A 16,522-nucleotide genomic window follows, 5' to 3' on the forward strand; every position below is an offset into this window, starting at 1 on the left:
CCGGAATCGTCGACTAACGTGGACCCGTGGCGAATGCTTATCCGGGGCCGGGGCACGAGGTCGAACTCGACTTCGCCCGTGAGTGGGTGGAGTTCTACGACCCGGACAATCCCGAGCACCTGATCGCGGCCGATCTCACCTGGTTGCTGTCCCGCTGGACATGCGTGTTCGGCACGCCCGCCTGCCACGGCACGGTGGCCGGCCGCCCGGACGACGGATGCTGTTCGCACGGGGCGTTCTTATCCGACGACGACGACCGCGCCCGGCTCGACGACGCCGTGCAGCACCTGACCGACGACGACTGGCAGTTCCGCGAAAAGGGCTTGGGCCGCAAGGGATATCTCGAGCTCGACGAGCACGACGGGCAGGCCCAGTACCGCACCCGCAAACACAAGGACGCCTGCATCTTCTTGAACCGGCCCGGCTTCCCCGCCGGCCCCGGGTGCGCGCTGCACAGCAAGGCCCTCAAGCTGGGCGTCGCGCCGTTGACCATGAAGCCCGACGTCTGCTGGCAGTTGCCCATCCGGCGCAGCCAGGAGTGGGTGACGCGGCCCGACGGCACCGAAATCCTCAAAACCACTGTCACCGAATACGATCGGCGCGGCTGGGGCTCCGGGGGTGCCGACCTGCATTGGTACTGCACCGGCGACCCCGGCGCCCATGTCGGCGCCAAGCAGGTGTGGGAGAGCATGGCCGACGAGCTCACCGAGCTGCTCGGCGCCAAGGCCTACGCGGAGCTGGCGGCGATGTGCAAGCGCCGCAGCAAGTTGGGGCTCATCGCGGTCCATCCGGCGACTCGCCTCGCCGAGTAGCTTCAGTCTTGTTGTAAGACAAAACCATTCGCTGTGCGCTGGCGCGCAGGTACTCCTCCACCGCCGCGGCCGCCCCATCCTCGTCGCCCGACAGCACGGCGTCGGTGATGGCACTGAGGCCGGCTACCACGGGCCCGGCGTCGTCATAAGCGGCGGTGAGGTCGTGCTCGCGGCCGCCGAAGGCGTGCTCCACCCAGCGGTACAGCAACGCCAGCGCGCGGTTGCCGCTGTGATGGATGAGCACCCGGAAGTAGGCGAGGTCGGCGGCCTGGCGCGCGGCCGCACTGTCGGCCCCGCCGACCGCGGCCAACGCGACGCGTAGCGCCTCGGCATCCCCGCGGGCGCCGTGCCGCGCGGCCGACCGGCCGATCAACGGGCCCAGGGCGGCCCGGATTTCGAACAGTTCCACCAGGAACTCGGGGCCCAGTTTGCGGACCAGCGCCTCGACGACGGCAGGGTGGGTGAGCGCCTGCGGGTCAGCGACCACGTTGCCGCTGCCGTGCCGGGCTTCGATCAGGCCCATTTGCTGCAGCCTGGCCAGCCCCTGCCGCAGCGACGTGCGGTTGACACCGAGCTGTTCGGCGAGTTCGCGCTCGGGCGGCAACGCCGAATCCGGCGGAAACGCGCCGTCGAGGATGGCGTCGGTGATGGACGCGGCGATCTGTTCATCGACGCGTTGGCGGTCGGGCGGGCGCAGCGGACTTGACTGGTTCATTGGCTCAACCAATATAGTGGACGGACCCACGGGAGGTGAGCAATGGACGGCGAGATGCGATCGGCGGCGGCCCCGCGCTGGCGCGGCAAGGCCGGGCGCCTGGAGGTCTGGTACGCCACCCTCTCGGATCCGGTGACGCGCGCGGGGCTGTGGGTGCACTGCGAGACGGTGGCCCCGCTGCCCGGCGCCGACGCTGCCTACGCGCACGGCTGGACCACCTGGTTTGCCCCCGACGGGCCGCCCCGCACGGAGCGGTTCGGGCCCGTGCCCACCCGGCCCGCGGCCGGCCCATGGTGGTTCGACGCCGAGGGCGTGCGGGTGGGCGAGGAACGGCTGAGCGGACGCGCCGGATCACTCGCCTGGGATCTGTCCTGGACCGACACCGGCGCACCCCTGTGGACGTTTCCCCGCGCCGCCTGGGAGCGCGAGCTGCTGCCGGGCGCCCAGGTCGTCCTGGCCCCCACCGCCGACTTCACCGGCTCATTGACCATCAACGACGCCGCCGCGCGCATCGAGGGGTGGCGCGGCGGCGTCGCGCACATCTACGGGCACGGCAATGCCAAACGCTGGGCATGGGTCCATGCCGACCTCGGCAACGGCGACGTGTGCGAGGCGGTCACCGCCGTCTCGCACAAGCCGGGCCTGAACAGGCTCGCGCCGATGGCGTTCATCCGGTTTCGGATCGACGGAAAGGATTGGCCCGCAAGCCCATTGCCGTCACTGCGGATGCGCACGACGCTCGGTCTGGCGCACTGGCAGCTGGAGGGACGCATCGGCGGTCGCCGGGTTCTCATCCGGATCGACCAGCCCGAGGACAGGTGCGTGAGCCTGCAATACACCGATCCCGACGGCGGCAAGGCGGTGTGCACCAACACCGAACAAGCCGACGTCCACATCGAGATCGACGACCGGCACTGGTCGGTGCTGGGCACCGGGCACGCCGAAGTGGGCCTGCGCGGCCGCGCGGCACCCGACGTCAACGAAAGGATTCCGACATGAGCTTTCTGCTGGACCCACCACTGCTGTTCGCCTCCGGCGTGCTCATCGAGCGGCGGCTGCCCGCCGACCGTCGCGATGTGGCCGAGGCCGCCACGCTGGGCGTCTTCTTCGGCGGGTCGTTCGGGCTGTACAACAACGTCCCCGGATTGGGAGTGTTGTGGCGGCCCTTCCGCGCCCGCAATGGCCGCGACTTCATGTGGAACAGCGGGGTTTTCGGCGTGAACACCGCTGAAGCGGACTGGCCGCTGCACGCCGCGGCGGCTGCCATCTTCGCCACCTATCCGTTCTTCATCAAGATGGGCCGCCGGCTCGCGCGGGTGATATGAGCCTGGTCGGGTCGTTCGGGAGCGCGTTACTACCCGAGGAATACGGCGGCCCAACACCGCCCGATCTGACCGACCGCGTCGAACGCTACTTGCGACAGCTGCCGACGACATCGCGGGTCGCGATGCGCGCCGGGATGCTCGCGCTGGCCGCGGCGAGCTACGTCACCACCGGGCGGTCACTGCCCCGGCTCGGCCCCGACCGGCGCGAGCAGGTGGTGCGGCGCGTCGCCGCGCTGAGCCCGGACGCCGGCGCGGCCGTCGAGGCCATGAAGGCGGTCGTGCTCTTGGCCAATGGCGCGGAAACCTATGCGCCGGAACTGCTTTCGCATGCCAAAGAGCAGGGAACGGCCCGCCCCGACGCGACGGTGAACGTCGTCTCCTCGGCCGAGAGCGGTTCCGTCGTCACCGCGGATGCGGTGATTGTCGGGTCCGGTGCCGGGGGCGCGATGGTGGCCCGCACCCTGGCGCGGGCCGGACTGGACGTCGTCGTTCTCGAGGAGGGGCGCCGGTGGACGGTCGAGGAATTCCGCACCACTCATCCCATCGACCGCTATGCGGGGTTGTACCGCGGCGCCGGGGCCACCATCGCCCTGGGACGTCCGTCGGTGGTGCTGCCCATCGGCCGGGCGGTCGGCGGCACCACGGTGGTGAATTCCGGCACCTGCTATCGCCCGCCGGCGGCCGTGCAGCGGCGCTGGCGCGACGAGTTCGGGCTTGCCCTCGCCGATTCGGACCGGCTGACCGAGCGCCTCGACGACGTCGAGCACACGCTGCGGGTTGCCCCGGTGCCGCTGGAGATCATGGGCCGCAACGGGCGGCTGCTGCTGGATGCCGCCGCCACGCTGGGCTGGCGGGCGGCGCCGATTCCGCGCAACGCGCCGGGCTGTGAAGGCTGTTGCCAGTGCGCGATCGGTTGTCCCCGCAACGCCAAGTTCGGCGTGCACCTCAACGCGCTGCCCGAGGCGTGCGCGGCGGGCGCACGGATAATCTCCGATGCCCGCGTCGAGCGGGTGTTGCATCGGCACGGGCGCGCCCGGGGCGTGCGGGCCCGCCGGGATGACGGCACGGCGCTGGACGTGCTGGCCGACACGGTCATCGTGGCGGCCGGCGCCACCGAGACGCCAGGGCTGTTGCGGCGCAGCGGCTTCGGTGCGCACCCGCGGCTCGGCCGCAACCTGGCGCTGCATCCGGCAACGATGCTCGCCGGGCGTTTCGAGGACGACGTCGTCGCGTGGCACGGGGTGCTGCAAAGCGCCGCGGTTCACGAGCTTCACGAATCACACGGCGTGCTGATCGAAGCGACCTCGACCCCACCCGGCATGGGTTCGATGGTGTTTCCCGGCTACGGCGCCGAGCTGCTCGGCTGGCTGGACAACGCGCCCCGCGTCGCGACATTCGGCGCCATGGTGGCCGATCGCGGCGTCGGCTCGGTGTCCTCGGTGCGCGGCGAAACGCTGGTGCGCTACAACATCTCCCGCGCCGACATCGCCAAGCTCGTCGTCGCGATCGAGGCCATGGGCCGGCTGTTGTTCGCGGCGGGGGCGACCGAGGTGCTCACCGGTTTACCCGGCGCGACGACGGTGACGTCGCTGCCCGCCCTGCAGGACGCCTTGCGCCGCAGCGACCCAAGGAGCTTGCACCTGGCCGCCTTTCATCCGACGGGCACGGCAGCCGCCGGCGTCGACGCTCAGGTCTGTCCGGTCGACGAGACCGGGCGGCTGCGCGGCGTGGATGGCGTATGGGTCGCCGACGCCTCGATCCTGCCGAGCTGCCCGGAGGTGAACCCGCAGGTGTCGATCATGGCGCTGGCGTTGGGCGTGGCCGACGAAGTGGTGGGCGCGCGCAGCTGATCGAGTGCGCGCCCGGTCACCGTTGCCATGAGCGCCTCCCGGAACGTGCGCCCCGGCGGCGCGGCATCCACGCTGAAAGCCGTTGACGACAGCGCCGGTTCGACCTGCGGGGCGGTCGCCGTCCAGGCCGGCGGCACGGACAGCGAACCGAGCGAGGCCGCCTCGCCGACCCCTGCGGACGGCGCGCCAACCCCGGACGAGGGATGGAAAGGCCACCGCACGTCGCCTCCTGCCACGATTTGCCTATCCTGAACCGGCAGTTGCCAGGTCGGCAGCCGAGATGGTTCGAGCCCATTCCGACAACCCGTCCACGTCGAGCTGAGGCTGAATGCCTGCCGTACCCGCCAGGCCTGGCGAGGCCAGCCCGCCTACAGCGGCCCCCAATGCACTCGATGAGCTGGGGATGGGGGTGACGGAGGCGATGCTGACGGTGCCGAAGACGTTGGTGATGGACGCGCCGGCGGGGCCGGCGATAGCGGTGGCGGTGTTCGCGAAGGTCTGGACGGCGACCTGTTCCGTGCCGACGACGGGGAGCGTGGCGGAGCCGTTGACGAGGGTGACCAAGACTTCCTGGAACGAGCCGGGGGTGAGGACGACTGGACTCGCTCCGGCGGTGAAGTCGACGCCTTGGGGGATCAGAACACCGTCCGCGGAACAGTCGATGATCGTGTGAATTGTGCTGCCGGGGTTCATGATAACGCTGCCGAAGCTGATGAGGTTAGTGCCCGGGCCGGTGATCGTGATCGAGCCGCTGTTGAGGAACATGCCGGTGTCGGCCCCGAGGGTGATGGTGTCGCCCGGGGCGGCGGTGGCGGTTTCGCCGGGAGCGACGGGCCCGACGCTGGTGGAGCTGAGGGTGTGCATCGTGGCGTTGGTCGAGGCCAGCTGCTGGGTGACACTGGTGGCGTTCTGGCCGGTGGCCTGCGCCACCGTCTGGGCCTGGGCGCCCTGCCCTGCGGGGTTGGTGGTCTGCGGTGGCTCGTCGAAAGGGGTTAGGGTGCTGGCGGTCTCACACGCCGCGGCATAGCCGTACATCGCCGTGGCGTCCTGGACCCACATCTGCATGTATTGAGCTTCGGTGGCCGCGATCGCCGGCGTGTTCTGCCCGAAGAAGTTGGTCGCGATCAGCGCCATCAGCTGCGCCCGATTGGCCGCGATCACCGGCGGCGGCACCGTCATCGCGAACGCCGCCTCGTAGGCCGCCGCCGCCGCGTAGGCCTGGACGCCAGTCTGCGCGGCCTGCGCGGCGGCAGTGGACAGCCACTCCACATAGGGTGTGGCCGCCGCCGTCATCAGCAGCGACGACGGGCCGGACCACGCCTGGCCGGTCAGCCCTGCGAGCTCGGCAGCGTAGCCACTGGCGGTGGACTCCAGTTGGGCGGCCAACGCATCCCAACCCGCGGCGGCCGCCAGCATCGGCCCCGACCCGGGGCCCGCGTACATCAGTCCGGAGTTGACCTCTGGAGGCAGCGACGCAAAGTCCATGTCGTCAGTCCTCTCCGCGGTGAGCAGCGCCTGTTTTCAACAGCCATGGAATATCTTTTCAACGGCGATAGAATAACGCGGTGGGTCGTTGAGCACCAGCACTGCTTGAACGGGGCGGGACAATCGTCCCTCGGCCTTGCGCCGGCGCGTGCTACGTCTGGGGATCCGGCGCAGCCGCGTGCCGCGGCTGGTGCAACAGCGCGCGAACCAGCGGGCGCGGCCCGATGGAGCGGAGCATCTGGCTGGCCGGACGGACGCGTACCCGCTTCGGCCACCAGAACCAGCGTCCCATCACCGTCATGATCGACGGCGTGATGAGCGATCGCACGACGAAGGTGTCGAACATCAGGCCGAGCCCGATCGTCGTACCGAACTGACCGATCGCCCGCAGGTCGCTGGAGAGCATCGTGGCCATGGTCACGGCGAACACCACACCGGCCGCGGACACCACCGGGCCGGTCACGCCGACGCCGCGGATGAGTCCGGTGTTCAGGCCGGCCCCGATTTCCTCCTCGATCCGCGACACCAGCATCAGGTTGTAGTCGGACCCCACCGCCAAGAGCACGATCAACGCGAATTCCGTTGCCACCCAGTGTAACTGGAAGTGGCACAGGTGCTGCCAGATCAATGTCGAGAATCCGAACGCTGCGCCTAGCGACAGCACGATCGTTCCGACGATGACGGCCGCTGCTACCAGGGCGCGGGTGACGATCACCATGATGATGAAGATCAGCACGATCGACGCCACCGCGGCGATCAGCAGGTCGTACCAGGCGCCGGTGGCGATGTCGTTGAATGTCGCGGCGGTGCCGCCGAGGTAGATGTCGGCGTTCTCCAGCGAGGTGAGCTTCAGCGCCTCCTTGGCCGCGTTGCGCTCTTGCTCGACGGACTTGATGCCTTCCGCGGTCGCCGGGTCCAGGGCGTGAGTGATGATGAAGCGCGCGGCCTTTCCGTCGGGCGACACCATCAGGCTCAACCCGAGCTGGAAATCGGAGTTCTGGAAGATCTCCGGCGGCAGGTAAAACAGGCTTTCCACCCGAGCGTCGTTGAACGACTTGCCCATCACAGCATTGGTGTCGGTGAGCCGGTCGAACTGGTCGATCAGACTGTCGAACGAGCTGTAGATGGTCAGCGTCGTATCCCGGATCGCCTTCGACACGGCGATGTTCTCGGGAATGATCGCCAACAATTCGCGCGTGGCCGCGGCCGTGTTGGTGAGATCGCCGGTGAGGGCGTGGAACTTCTCGGCGAGCTGATCAAACCCGTCCAAGGCATCGAACAGGCTACGCAGCGACCAGCAGATCGGGATGTCGTAGCAGTGCCTCTCCCAGTAGAAGTAGCTGCGGATCGGTCGCCAGAAGTCGTCGAAATCGGCGATGTGGTCGCGAATTTCGTCGGTGATGGCGGCGGTCTCCGCCGTGGTCTTTGCGCTGTCGTCCGTCGCGTTGGCGAGCTTCTGGGTGATCGCGTACTGGCGTTCCAGCAGGGAGATCTGGGTGTCGAGGAAACCGGTGATCTTCTTGATGTCGCCGACGCGGTCTCTCAGGTAGTTGAGGTTGTCACGGATCGGCGCGGTTTGCACGCTGAGCTGGAACGGAATTGACCCGTCTTCGATCGGTGGGCCGAGCGGTCGGGTGATGCTCTGCACCCGTTCGATGCCCGGCACCCGGAAGATGGCACTGGCAACCTTGTCCAGCACCAGCATGTCTCGGGGATTGCGCAGATCGTGGTCCGATTCGATCATCAGCAGGTCCGGGTTGAGGCGGGCCTGGGTGAAGTGCCGATCGGCCGCGTCGTAGGCCTGCACCGAGGCGGCGCTATGCGGCAGGTAGTAGAGGTCGTTGTAGCGCGGGGTGAAGCCCGCGAGACCAAGGGCGCCAACGATGGCAAGAACGACGGAAACGGCGAGGATGGGCGCCGGCCAGCGCACCATGGCCGTCGCCAGGCGGCGCCACCGGGTGTAGTTGAACTTGCGCTTGGGGTCCAAAAGACCGAAGCCACTGGCGACTGCGATGAGAGCGGGCGTCAGCGTGACCCCGGCCGCCACCACCACCAGCAGACCTATCGCGCACGGGAACGCCAGCGAACTGAAGTAAGGCAGCCGGGTGAACTTCAAGCAGGCCAGCGCCCCAACAATGGTCAGACCCGAGCCCAGGACCACCTTGCTGACACCGGCGAAGGTGTCGTAATAGGCGGCTTCCCGGTCCAGACCGCGTTCACGGCCCTCCTGGTAGCGGCCCACCATGAAAATCGCGTAATCGGTACCCGCCGCGATCGCGAGTGAGGTCAGCAGGTTCACGGCGAAGGTCGACAACCCCATGACGCCGGTTTCGCCCAGCAGCGACACCACGCCGCGGCCGGCCGCGAGTCCCACGAAGAGGATCACCATTGTCAGCAACACGGTGCTGATGGACCGGTAAACGAACATCAGCATGATCGCGATGATGACGACCGTGATGATGGTGATCTTGGCCAGACTCTTATCACCAACGACGATCACGTCGGCGGTCAGCGCTCCCTGGCCCGCGACGTAGGCCTTGACGCCGGCGGGCGGCTTGGAGTCCGCGACGATCTTGCGCACCGCGGCAACGGATTCGTCGCCGACCGCCCCTCCCTGATCGCCTTTGAGGTTGACCTGGACGTAGGCGGCCTTATGGTCGTAGCTCTCCACACCCGAGGACGTGAAGCGCTGTCCCCAGAAGTTCAGCGCGTGCTCGACGTGTTCGTGGTCGGCCTGGATCTTCTTGACCAGGTCGTCGTAGAACCGGTGCGCGTCTGGGCCGAGCGGTTTATCACCGACCAGGGTGACCAGGACGAGGTTGTCGGAGTCGTACTCCTTGAACTTCTCGCCGATGTGCTTCATCCCGGTGACCGACGGTGCGTCAGACGGCGAGAGCGGGACGGAGATCTCCTGGGCCACCTTCTCCAACTGTGGGACGAAGACGTTGACGCCGACCGCGATCAGCACCCAGCAGACGACGATCGGCAGCGCCAGGACGCGGACAGCGCGGGCGAGACGCGGTTTGCGCTCGACGTCGGCGGGGCGCGCGACGGGTATTTCGTCGGTGTCGCTGGTGTTGTCGGTCATGCGGACTTGTCCAGGCAGGAGACCTGCGCATTGCGCGTCTCGGCTTGCCGTTGATCGACCAACTTGCCGTCGACCGTGATCCGGCAGCCGATGGTGGTGCTGTCACCTTGCGCGACGACGTAGGCGAAGATGCCGGGCATCGCGGCGACGATCGTGTGCGACCACGGCAACGTGGTGAAGTTGGCCTTCTGCGGCTGCGCGTCCGCATCCATCCAGTTGACGACGCCGGTCGTGCCCGGCGGTCCCAAAATTTCGTAGATGGCGGTCTTCGCCGCGTACGGCGGGGTCGCGTCCCGCGGATCGGGCTTGGGCAGGCCGGGTCCCGGGAAGACGCCGTTCAGGCGGTCCACGGCAACGCCGCCGATGATCACCGCCACGACCACGACCAGCGGAACCCATGCCCGCTTCAGCAGCGTCAACACCGTTCCCCCCGGTGACGTTTGCCCAATGGGCTGATGCTAAGACACTTCATCTGTTCCAGCATTTCGTCCGCGTGCGCCACGGCTACCCCCAACACCATGTCCGCCGATTTAATTCCTGCGGTGCGCCGTCGTGCCGCGGCCACGTCACCGCCCGGGCGGTGGCCGCACCGCTCGACGTACCCGGGCTGGGGCCCTCGCCCGACGCCGGCCGGCGCGGCGAACATGCAAGGGCCTGCGCTGCAACGTATTTCGCTGTCGGCCGCCGATCTAGGAGCCTATTGAGCTGTCACGCGGGCGATTTCGTCCGAAGCCGGGCCGGACCGCGGCGCAATCAAACCAGAAACAAGGCCCGAGTTAGTTGGAAAAAGTAATTCGCTGAAGTAGGCGATGTTGGGTTAAATCGCACACTTGGCGATTTTTCGAATTGCAGAAACCGGCAGCGATCGAGGGGCGCTGCGCGTACCCTGACGACATGGCTACCAAGGTCAGGACCTGCGTCCATTGCGGCCACACGTTCGATCCCAATGATCGACCGCGCGACCTGTCCGACCCGGATTGGCTTCCGGCCGCGTCAATTTATTGTTCGCACGAATGCAGCGACCGGTTTCATTGCGAAATGACGCATTGCTGCTCGACCCATGCGAATAAGAAGGGACAGCGCAAAGCCGCCAAGGCGGCGCGCTAATCGCGCGCTTTCACCGACTCCATCTAGCCCTCGAGCTTGTAACCCAGCCCTCGCACGGTCACCAAGTGGACCGGGTTGGCCGGGTCGGCTTCGATCTTGGACCGCAGACGCTTGACGTGGACGTCGAGCGTCTTGGTGTCGCCCACGTAATCGGCGCCCCACACCCGGTCGATCAACTGTCCGCGCGTCAGCACCCGACCGCTGTTGCGCATCAGGTACTCCAGCAAGTCAAACTCCTTGAGCGGCAACGTGATTGTGTCGCCGTTGACGGAGACGACATGTCGCTCGACGTCCATGCGCACCGGCCCGGACTCGAGCACACCGTCGCTGATTTCGGAGTCGTCGTCACCGCCACGGCGGAGCACCGCGCGGATCCGGGCGATCAGCTCGCGCGCCGAATACGGCTTGGTCACATAGTCATCGGCGCCCAGCTCTAACCCGACGACCTTGTCGATCTCGCTGTCCCGTGCGGTCACCATGATCACCGGCACGCTGGAGCGAGCGCGCAGCTGCTTGCAGACGTCGGTCCCCGACATGCCGGGCAGCATCAGGTCGAGCAGCACGATGTCGGCGCCGCCACGATCGAACTCGGCCAGCGCGGCTTGTCCATCGGTCACGACCGTGGCCTCGAAGCCCTCCTTGCGCAACAGGAATGCCAGCGGATCGGCCAGCGACTCCTCGTCTTCCACGATCAGCACACTGGTCATGCGCGCCACTCCTTGTCGTCGCGATGCTGTGCATCGCCGTAAGCGCGGGTCATCGACTTAGTTCTTCCTCTCGTTGTGACCTGTTGGGCCGCACTTCGCGACCCTGCGGTTGCTCGGGTTGTTCGTCATTGTCCGTGTAGGCCGGAATCGACAGGGTGAATGTCGATCCGGTCCCCGGCTTGCTCCACACGCCGATGCTGCCGTTGTGGTTGGCGGCGACATGTTTGACGATGGCCAGGCCCAGCCCGCTGCCGCCGGTGGCGCGCGAGCGTGCCTTGTCTCCCCGGAAAAACCGCTCGAAGACCCGCTCCTGGTCTTCCAACGCGATCCCGATGCCACGGTCGGTGACGGCGATCTCGATGTTGTCGCTGCGGCGGCGGCGGCTGATCGAGACCGGCGAACCGGGCGGCGAATAGGCGATGGCGTTGGACACCAGGTTGGCCAGCGCGGTGACCAGAAGCGTTTCGTCGCCCAGCACCCGCAAGCCGCTGGGCGCGTCGGTGCGAATCTCGATATGCGCGTTGTCCGCGGCCACCTTGTGGCGTGCAATCGCCTCGGACACAACGGTATCCACGTCCACTTCGGTGACGTTGGGCAACCGCTCCGCGCCCTGCAGCCGGGACAGCTCTATCAGCTCGGCGACCATGTCCCCCAGCCGGTTGGCCTCGACGAGCACCTTCTCGGCAAAGCGGCGAACGGTTTCGGGGTCGTCGGCGGACGCCAACAGGGCCTCGGCGAGCAGGGCCATGGCGCCAACCGGGGTCTTCAGCTCGTGGCTGACGTTGGCCACGAAGTCGCGCCTGGTCGCCTCCATGCGCGCATAGTCGGACTGGTCGTGGGCGAACACCACGGCGAATCGGCGGTCCTCTTCGCTGAGCAGCCGGGCCTGCCCGTGCACCGAGAGCCCGGACCGGCCCGCCGCCCGTTTGGCCGGCCGCAGGTCGAATTCGACGTCGACCCCGCTCAGCGCCTGCTGGGCCGCCTCCCACGCCTGGTCGTCAAGCTGCCGGTCCCGCACCAGGCCCAGTTCCCTGGCCCGGTCGTTGAGGTAGACGACGTCGCGGTGGGAATCCACCACCGCGACTCCAAGCGGCATCAGCGCGACGATGCGTTGCAGCATTTGCGCGACGGTGATCCCGGTCCATTCGGTGCTCGCTCGCTCCCGGCGAGCTTTCGGCGACAGCCGGGTCCCGGCTGCTACCCCTATGGCCAGCCCCAGCACGGACAAGACCCCGGCCAGCAACAGCGCCGAGAACACAGTCACATAGCAAATCCTACAAATCTTCCTGAACGCCGCCCTAGCGGAACGAGGCCAAAATCGGACAAGTCACACTTTGCGCTTCAGGTGTTCCACTTCCGTTAACGCGATGTTCGGCAAACAGGCCTTTAAAACTCGCAATAGCCCCGCGGCCCGGCGTTACCCGCGCCCCTGGCTGGCAACCGCCGCCGCACCCGCGGCGGCGGCCTCCGGGTCCAGGTAGGTGCCGCCAGGCACCACCGGTCGCAGGTCGGCGTCCAGGTCGTAGCGCAGCGGAACCCCGGTCGGAATGTTCAGCCCGACGATGTCGTCGTCGGACATCTGGTCGAGGTACTTGACCAGGGCCCGCAGCGAGTTGCCGTGCGCGACGATCAGCACCGTCTTGCCGCTGCGCAGGTCCGGGACGATGACGTCGGTGAAGTACGGCAGGAACCGAACCACCACGTCAGCCAGGCATTCGGTCAACGGGCCGCCGCCGATGTTGGCGTACCGGGGGTCGGTGTCCTGGCTGAACCGGCTGCCCTGCTCGATCGGCGGTGGCGGCGTGTCGTAGCTGCGCCGCCAGGCCATGAACTGCTCGTCGCCGTAGCGGGCCTTGGTCTCGGCCTTGTCCAGCCCCTGCAGCGCCCCGTAGTGCCGTTCGTTGAGCCGCCAGCTGCGCCGCACCGGGATCCACAGCCGGTCGACGGCGTCCAGCGCCAGGTGCGCGGTGGTGATCGCGCGGCGCAGCAGCGAGGTGTAGAGGACATCGGGCAACAGGTTCTGTTCGGCCATCAACTCCCCGCTGCGCACCGCCTCGGCCCGACCCTTTTCGGTCAGCCCGACGTCCACCCAACCGGTGAACAGGTTCAGGGCATTCCAGTCGCTCTCGCCGTGGCGCAGCAGCACCAGCGTGGCAGTGTCTCCCATGCCGGCTAGCTTATTCGTCGTCTTCGTCGATCAGGTGAGCGAACGCCTCGAGGTTCTTGAGCGATTCGCCGCGGGACACCCGCCACTCCCACTCTTTCTGTATCGACGAGCGAAAACCCAACTCCAGCAACGTATTAAAGTCCGAATCCACCGCTTCGAGCACCTGCCCGAGCACTCGGTCGATCTCGTCAGCGTCCACCGACGCCAGCGACATGCGGCCCACCAGGTAGATGTCGCCGACCTTGTCCAGCGTGTAGGCCACCCCGTAGAGGCGGCGGTTGCGCTTGAGCAGGAAGCGGTAGACGCCCTCGTGGTTCTCGTCGGGCTTGCGGCACACGAACGCCTCGATGCGCACCGAATGCTCGCCGACGCTCAGGATGGTGTTGGTCTTGAGTTTGCGCTCGCCGGGCAGCTCCACCACCAGGCCGGACAGCCCGCCGTGCGCCCCCTCGTGTTTCGAGTACTCCAGACCGCTCGCCTGCAGCGCGTCCTCGATCACCTGCTCAACGGTGGACGTCATGCGCCCACCCCGCTTCGCTCGGCGGTGTACGCGCGGATCGCGCGCCGATAGCTGACCAGCAGCGCGTCGGTGGTGTTCTCCCAGGAGAACGTGGCCGCGTGCTCGGCGGCCGCGCGGCTCATCGCCTCGGCCTGTGGCGCGCGCAGCCGCAACACCCGGTCCAGGGCGTCCGCCCACTGATCGACGTCGTGGCCGGACACCAGCGTGCCGGTGACCCCGTCGCGCACGGCCACCGGCAGACCGCCGACCGCGGCGGCCACCACCGGCGTGCCACACGCCTGCGCCTCGACGGCTACCAGGCCGAACGACTCCGAATAGCTGGGCACGGCGACCAGGCTGGCGGCCTGGAACAAGGTGGCCAAGTCCGTGCGGGACTGCGGGGGCAGGAAGGTCACCCGGGCCGCGATGCCCAGCTCGTCGGCCAGCCGCCGCAGCCCGTCCGGGGAGGCCATGCCGCTGCCCGACGGCCCGCCGGCCACCACGATGCGCACGCCCGGCAATTTCGCGGCAGCGCGCAGCACGATGTCGGGCGCCTTCAACGGCTGGATCCGCCCGACGAACGCCACCACGTCTCCGTCGAGCGGCAACCCCAGCGCGGCCCGCGCCGCCCGGCGGTCGCCCGGGCGGAACACCTCGAGATCCACTCCCGGGTGGACGACGTCGATGCGCGCCCGGTCGGCGCGGTGGATGGAGACCAGTTGCCTGGCTTCATCGTCGGTGTTGACGATCAGGCGGTCGGCCTCGTCGACCACCTGCTGCTCACCCACGGTGCGCAGCGGCGGCTCGGGCGCGTCACCCGCGGCCAGCGCCGCGTTCTTGACCGCGGCGAGCGTGTGCGCGGTGTGCACCAGCGGGACCGCCCAGCGGTCACGGGCCAGCCAGCCGACCTGGCCGGACAGCCAATAGTGCGAGTGCACGATGTCGTAGTAACCCGGTTCGTGCGACGCTTCCGCGCGCAGCACCCCGGCGGCGAACGCGCACAGCTGGGTGGGCAGGTCGTATTTGTCCAGGCCCTCGAACGGCCCCGCGACCACGTTGCGCACCAACACGCCGGGCGCGACCCGCGCGACGGGCGGGTCGGCGGACGCGGTGGCCCGGGTGAAGATCTCCACCTCGATGCCCCGCCGTGCCAGGTGTAACGCCGTCTGCAGCACGTAAACGTTCATGCCCCCGGCGTCGCCGGTGCCCGGCTGGGCCAATGGTGAGGTATGCACCGCCAACACTGCGACGCGGCGCGGTTTCAGCCGGAATACGTCATCGTGCCGCACTCTGTCATCTTTACAGGACGTTCCGCTCACCAGCCCAACGCCCACGACATGGCTTCGCGCTAAGCGGAAGAGTCGTCGACGGCGACGCCGCGCAGGCTCGGATTGAGCGCCCCGGCCCGCCGCATCGCCCCGAGCGGATCGGCGTACAGCCCGCCCAGCGACACGGTCCCCGCGCCCGCCTCCTGGACCCGGTTGCCGAAGACGGTGACGCGAATATCGCGCGGCGGCAACACCGAGCGCCCGGCGAAGGCCGCTTCCACGTGTTCCATCGCCTCCGGGTACTCGGTGAAAGCCTGGCCGCCGACGACCAGTTCGTCGGGGTTGAGCATGTCGCGCAGCAATGCGACCGCCTCCCCTAGCACCCGGCCGCGCTCGTTCAGCAGTTCTTTGGCCTGCTCGTTGCCGGCCCGGGCCAGCCGCAGCAGGTCGGCGATGCCGGCGGCCGGCGCGTTGGGTCGGCCCGGGGAAGCCAACGGCAGGACCCGCAGCCTGCGGGCGGCGGCCAGCACCGCCTCGTCGCTGACGGTGGATTCCAGTTGGCCGGTGCCGCCCAGCAGCTCGGAGTGGGCGGGCAGCGTCGCGATGGTGCCGGGGCCGCTGGCCGGGCAGTGCACCCGTCCGCCGATCACCAGCGCGTAGCCCACGGTCTCGCGGGCGTAGACGTAGAGACTGGTGGGCGAGCTGGGCAGGAATCGCCGCATGCCGAGCAGCAGCTCTGCCCCGGCCATGGCGTCGACGTGCGAGGCCACCGACACAGGCAGTCCCAGCGCGTCGGCCAGCACCGGGCCGACCGGCGCCTGCCGCCAACCGAGCCGGGGGTGGTCGACGTGACCGGTGGCGCTGTCGACGGTGCCGCCGATCGCGACGCCGACCCACAGCGGGCGGCGCCGATGCCAACGCCGCAGGTAACGAGCGGCGCTCTCGGCCAGCGAAGCCAGCGCGGGCCCGGCCGGGCTGAGCGGTGTCGGCGTCTCGACGGTGTCGAGCGTGCGTCCGAACAGGTCGGTGGCCACGATGCTGGTGGTCCGGGCGCCGATGTGGATGCCCAGCGTCACGAACGGTTCGTGGTTGACCTCGACCGGCACGCGTGGGCGCCCGATCGCTCCGGAGACGGCCAGGTCGGCGCGTTCCCGCAACAACCCGGCATCGAGCAGGGCGATGACTTGGCGGTTGACCGTCGCAATGCTCAGCGAGGTAACGCCGGCGATGACGTCACGCCCGACGGGGCCGCGCAATCGGACGGCCCGGAACACCGAGGCCGCCGCCGAGTCGGCGATGTGCAGTGCCGGCGGCACGATTTGACGACGCACCGACCGGTGGCCCTTGTAGCCGGCACGGGTGGGCGAATGATGAGGCTGGGTGAGGGTATTCGAGCGCACGAGCGTCCTTTGTCCGATTTGTGTTGGCCGTCACTGGCCACGCCTGAAAAAGTCAGGAGCGGCAAAGTGCGCGACAACAACACGCACCCGCCGCGCAAA

15 protein-coding genes and 1 pseudogene are annotated in these 16,522 nt (G+C 68.3%); 5 read left to right on the plus strand and 11 right to left on the minus strand.

Annotated elements, in window-relative coordinates:
* Nucleotides 1-26 precede the first annotated feature (26 nt).
* Nucleotides 27-812, plus strand: a complete 786-nt coding sequence (locus H7J89_RS17110; RefSeq protein WP_264044817.1) for a DUF3109 family protein — start codon at nucleotides 27-29, stop codon at nucleotides 810-812.
* On the opposite strand, the gene H7J89_RS17115 is transcribed toward H7J89_RS17110, so the two are convergent.
* Entirely contained in the window at nucleotides 775-1,527 is a 753-nt protein-coding gene (locus H7J89_RS17115; protein WP_264044818.1) for a FadR/GntR family transcriptional regulator, read from the minus strand. The two genes, H7J89_RS17110 and H7J89_RS17115, sit on opposite strands and share 38 nt — an antisense overlap.
* Nucleotides 1,528-1,569: 42 nt before the next feature.
* On the opposite strand from H7J89_RS17115, the gene H7J89_RS17120 reads away from it, so the two are divergent.
* The 3 genes from H7J89_RS17120 to H7J89_RS17130 are packed head-to-tail and all read left to right on the plus strand — an operon-like array spanning nucleotide 1,570 to nucleotide 4,702.
* Entirely contained in the window at nucleotides 1,570-2,526 is a 957-nt protein-coding gene (locus tag H7J89_RS17120) for a tocopherol cyclase family protein (protein WP_264044819.1), read from the plus strand.
* Entirely contained in the window at nucleotides 2,523-2,852 is a 330-nt protein-coding gene (locus H7J89_RS17125; RefSeq protein WP_067212893.1) for a hypothetical protein, read from the plus strand. The genes H7J89_RS17120 and H7J89_RS17125 overlap by 4 nt, the downstream gene beginning before the upstream one ends.
* Nucleotides 2,849-4,702, plus strand: coding sequence for a GMC family oxidoreductase (locus tag H7J89_RS17130; protein WP_264044820.1), 1,854 nt, complete (start codon nucleotides 2,849-2,851; stop codon nucleotides 4,700-4,702). The genes H7J89_RS17125 and H7J89_RS17130 overlap by 4 nt, the downstream gene beginning before the upstream one ends.
* A gap of 35 nt (nucleotides 4,703-4,737) precedes the next feature.
* Here H7J89_RS17130 and H7J89_RS25950 read toward each other — a convergent pair.
* The 4 genes and pseudogenes from H7J89_RS25950 to H7J89_RS17145 all read right to left on the minus strand — a co-directional run.
* Nucleotides 4,738-4,938: pseudogene (locus H7J89_RS25950) on the minus strand (PE/PPE C-terminal domain-containing protein); the annotation flags it as partial.
* Nucleotides 4,939-4,945: 7 nt separating this feature from the next.
* Nucleotides 4,946-6,187, minus strand: coding sequence for a PPE family protein (locus tag H7J89_RS25680; RefSeq protein ID WP_276042163.1), 1,242 nt, complete (start codon nucleotides 6,185-6,187; stop codon nucleotides 4,946-4,948).
* Between the two features lie 151 nt (nucleotides 6,188-6,338).
* On the minus strand, nucleotides 6,339-9,275 hold the full coding sequence (locus H7J89_RS17140; protein WP_264044821.1) for an MMPL/RND family transporter: 2,937 nt from the start codon (nucleotides 9,273-9,275) through the stop codon (nucleotides 6,339-6,341).
* Complete coding sequence (locus H7J89_RS17145; RefSeq protein WP_264044822.1) at nucleotides 9,272-9,694, minus strand: MmpS family transport accessory protein; 423 nt, start codon at nucleotides 9,692-9,694, stop codon at nucleotides 9,272-9,274. The genes H7J89_RS17140 and H7J89_RS17145 overlap by 4 nt, the downstream gene beginning before the upstream one ends.
* A 475-nt stretch (nucleotides 9,695-10,169) precedes the next feature.
* Between H7J89_RS17145 and H7J89_RS17150 the strand changes: the two genes are divergently transcribed.
* Nucleotides 10,170-10,382 (plus strand): ferric uptake regulation protein, encoded by a 213-nt coding sequence (locus H7J89_RS17150; RefSeq protein WP_264044823.1) that lies wholly within the window; start codon nucleotides 10,170-10,172, stop codon nucleotides 10,380-10,382.
* A 23-nt stretch (nucleotides 10,383-10,405) separates the two neighbouring features.
* Here H7J89_RS17150 and regX read toward each other — a convergent pair whose 3' ends face one another.
* The 6 genes from regX to H7J89_RS17180 all read right to left on the minus strand — a co-directional run bounded on the left by regX (nucleotide 10,406) and on the right by H7J89_RS17180 (nucleotide 16,354).
* Nucleotides 10,406-11,089 carry a two-component sensory transduction protein RegX gene (regX, locus tag H7J89_RS17155; protein ID WP_007167631.1) on the minus strand — a complete coding sequence of 228 codons (684 nt, stop codon included), beginning with the start codon at nucleotides 11,087-11,089 and terminating at the stop codon, nucleotides 10,406-10,408.
* Between the two features lie 49 nt (nucleotides 11,090-11,138).
* Nucleotides 11,139-12,353, minus strand: a complete 1,215-nt coding sequence (locus H7J89_RS17160; RefSeq protein ID WP_264044824.1) for a sensor histidine kinase — start codon at nucleotides 12,351-12,353, stop codon at nucleotides 11,139-11,141.
* 153 nt (nucleotides 12,354-12,506) lie between these two features.
* Nucleotides 12,507-13,256, minus strand: a complete 750-nt coding sequence (locus H7J89_RS17165) for a phosphoglyceromutase (RefSeq protein ID WP_264044825.1) — start codon at nucleotides 13,254-13,256, stop codon at nucleotides 12,507-12,509.
* A 10-nt stretch (nucleotides 13,257-13,266) separates the two neighbouring features.
* On the minus strand, nucleotides 13,267-13,776 hold the full coding sequence (locus H7J89_RS17170; protein ID WP_264044826.1) for a type III secretion system chaperone family protein: 510 nt from the start codon (nucleotides 13,774-13,776) through the stop codon (nucleotides 13,267-13,269).
* Nucleotides 13,773-15,044, minus strand: a complete 1,272-nt coding sequence (mshA, locus tag H7J89_RS17175; RefSeq protein ID WP_443677612.1) for a D-inositol-3-phosphate glycosyltransferase — start codon at nucleotides 15,042-15,044, stop codon at nucleotides 13,773-13,775. Before mshA ends, H7J89_RS17170 begins: the two co-directional genes overlap by 4 nt.
* A 59-nt stretch (nucleotides 15,045-15,103) precedes the next feature.
* The gene (locus tag H7J89_RS17180) at nucleotides 15,104-16,354 is read right to left on the minus strand and encodes an ROK family transcriptional regulator (protein ID WP_264044910.1); all 1,251 of its coding nucleotides are present in this window, start codon (nucleotides 16,352-16,354) and stop codon (nucleotides 15,104-15,106) included.
* Between the last annotated feature and the right edge of the window lie 168 nt (nucleotides 16,355-16,522).

The organism is Mycobacterium paraffinicum (assembly GCF_025822865.1).
Lineage (GTDB): Bacteria > Actinomycetota > Actinomycetes > Mycobacteriales > Mycobacteriaceae > Mycobacterium > Mycobacterium paraffinicum.

Coding starts and splice junctions, on each gene's coding strand:
- H7J89_RS17115 (WP_264044818.1), bottom strand. CDS start 1,527: ATGAACCAGTCAAGTCCGCTGCGCCCGCCCGACCGCCAACGCGTCGAT.
- H7J89_RS17120 (WP_264044819.1), top strand. CDS start 1,570: ATGGACGGCGAGATGCGATCGGCGGCGGCCCCGCGCTGGCGCGGCAAG.
- H7J89_RS17125 (WP_067212893.1), top strand. CDS start 2,523: ATGAGCTTTCTGCTGGACCCACCACTGCTGTTCGCCTCCGGCGTGCTC.
- H7J89_RS17130 (WP_264044820.1), top strand. CDS start 2,849: ATGAGCCTGGTCGGGTCGTTCGGGAGCGCGTTACTACCCGAGGAATAC.
- H7J89_RS25680 (WP_276042163.1), bottom strand. CDS start 6,187: ATGGACTTTGCGTCGCTGCCTCCAGAGGTCAACTCCGGACTGATGTAC.
- H7J89_RS17140 (WP_264044821.1), bottom strand. CDS start 9,275: ATGACCGACAACACCAGCGACACCGACGAAATACCCGTCGCGCGCCCC.
- H7J89_RS17150 (WP_264044823.1), top strand. CDS start 10,170: ATGGCTACCAAGGTCAGGACCTGCGTCCATTGCGGCCACACGTTCGAT.
- regX (WP_007167631.1), bottom strand. CDS start 11,089: ATGACCAGTGTGCTGATCGTGGAAGACGAGGAGTCGCTGGCCGATCCG.
- H7J89_RS17165 (WP_264044825.1), bottom strand. CDS start 13,256: ATGGGAGACACTGCCACGCTGGTGCTGCTGCGCCACGGCGAGAGCGAC.
- H7J89_RS17170 (WP_264044826.1), bottom strand. CDS start 13,776: ATGACGTCCACCGTTGAGCAGGTGATCGAGGACGCGCTGCAGGCGAGC.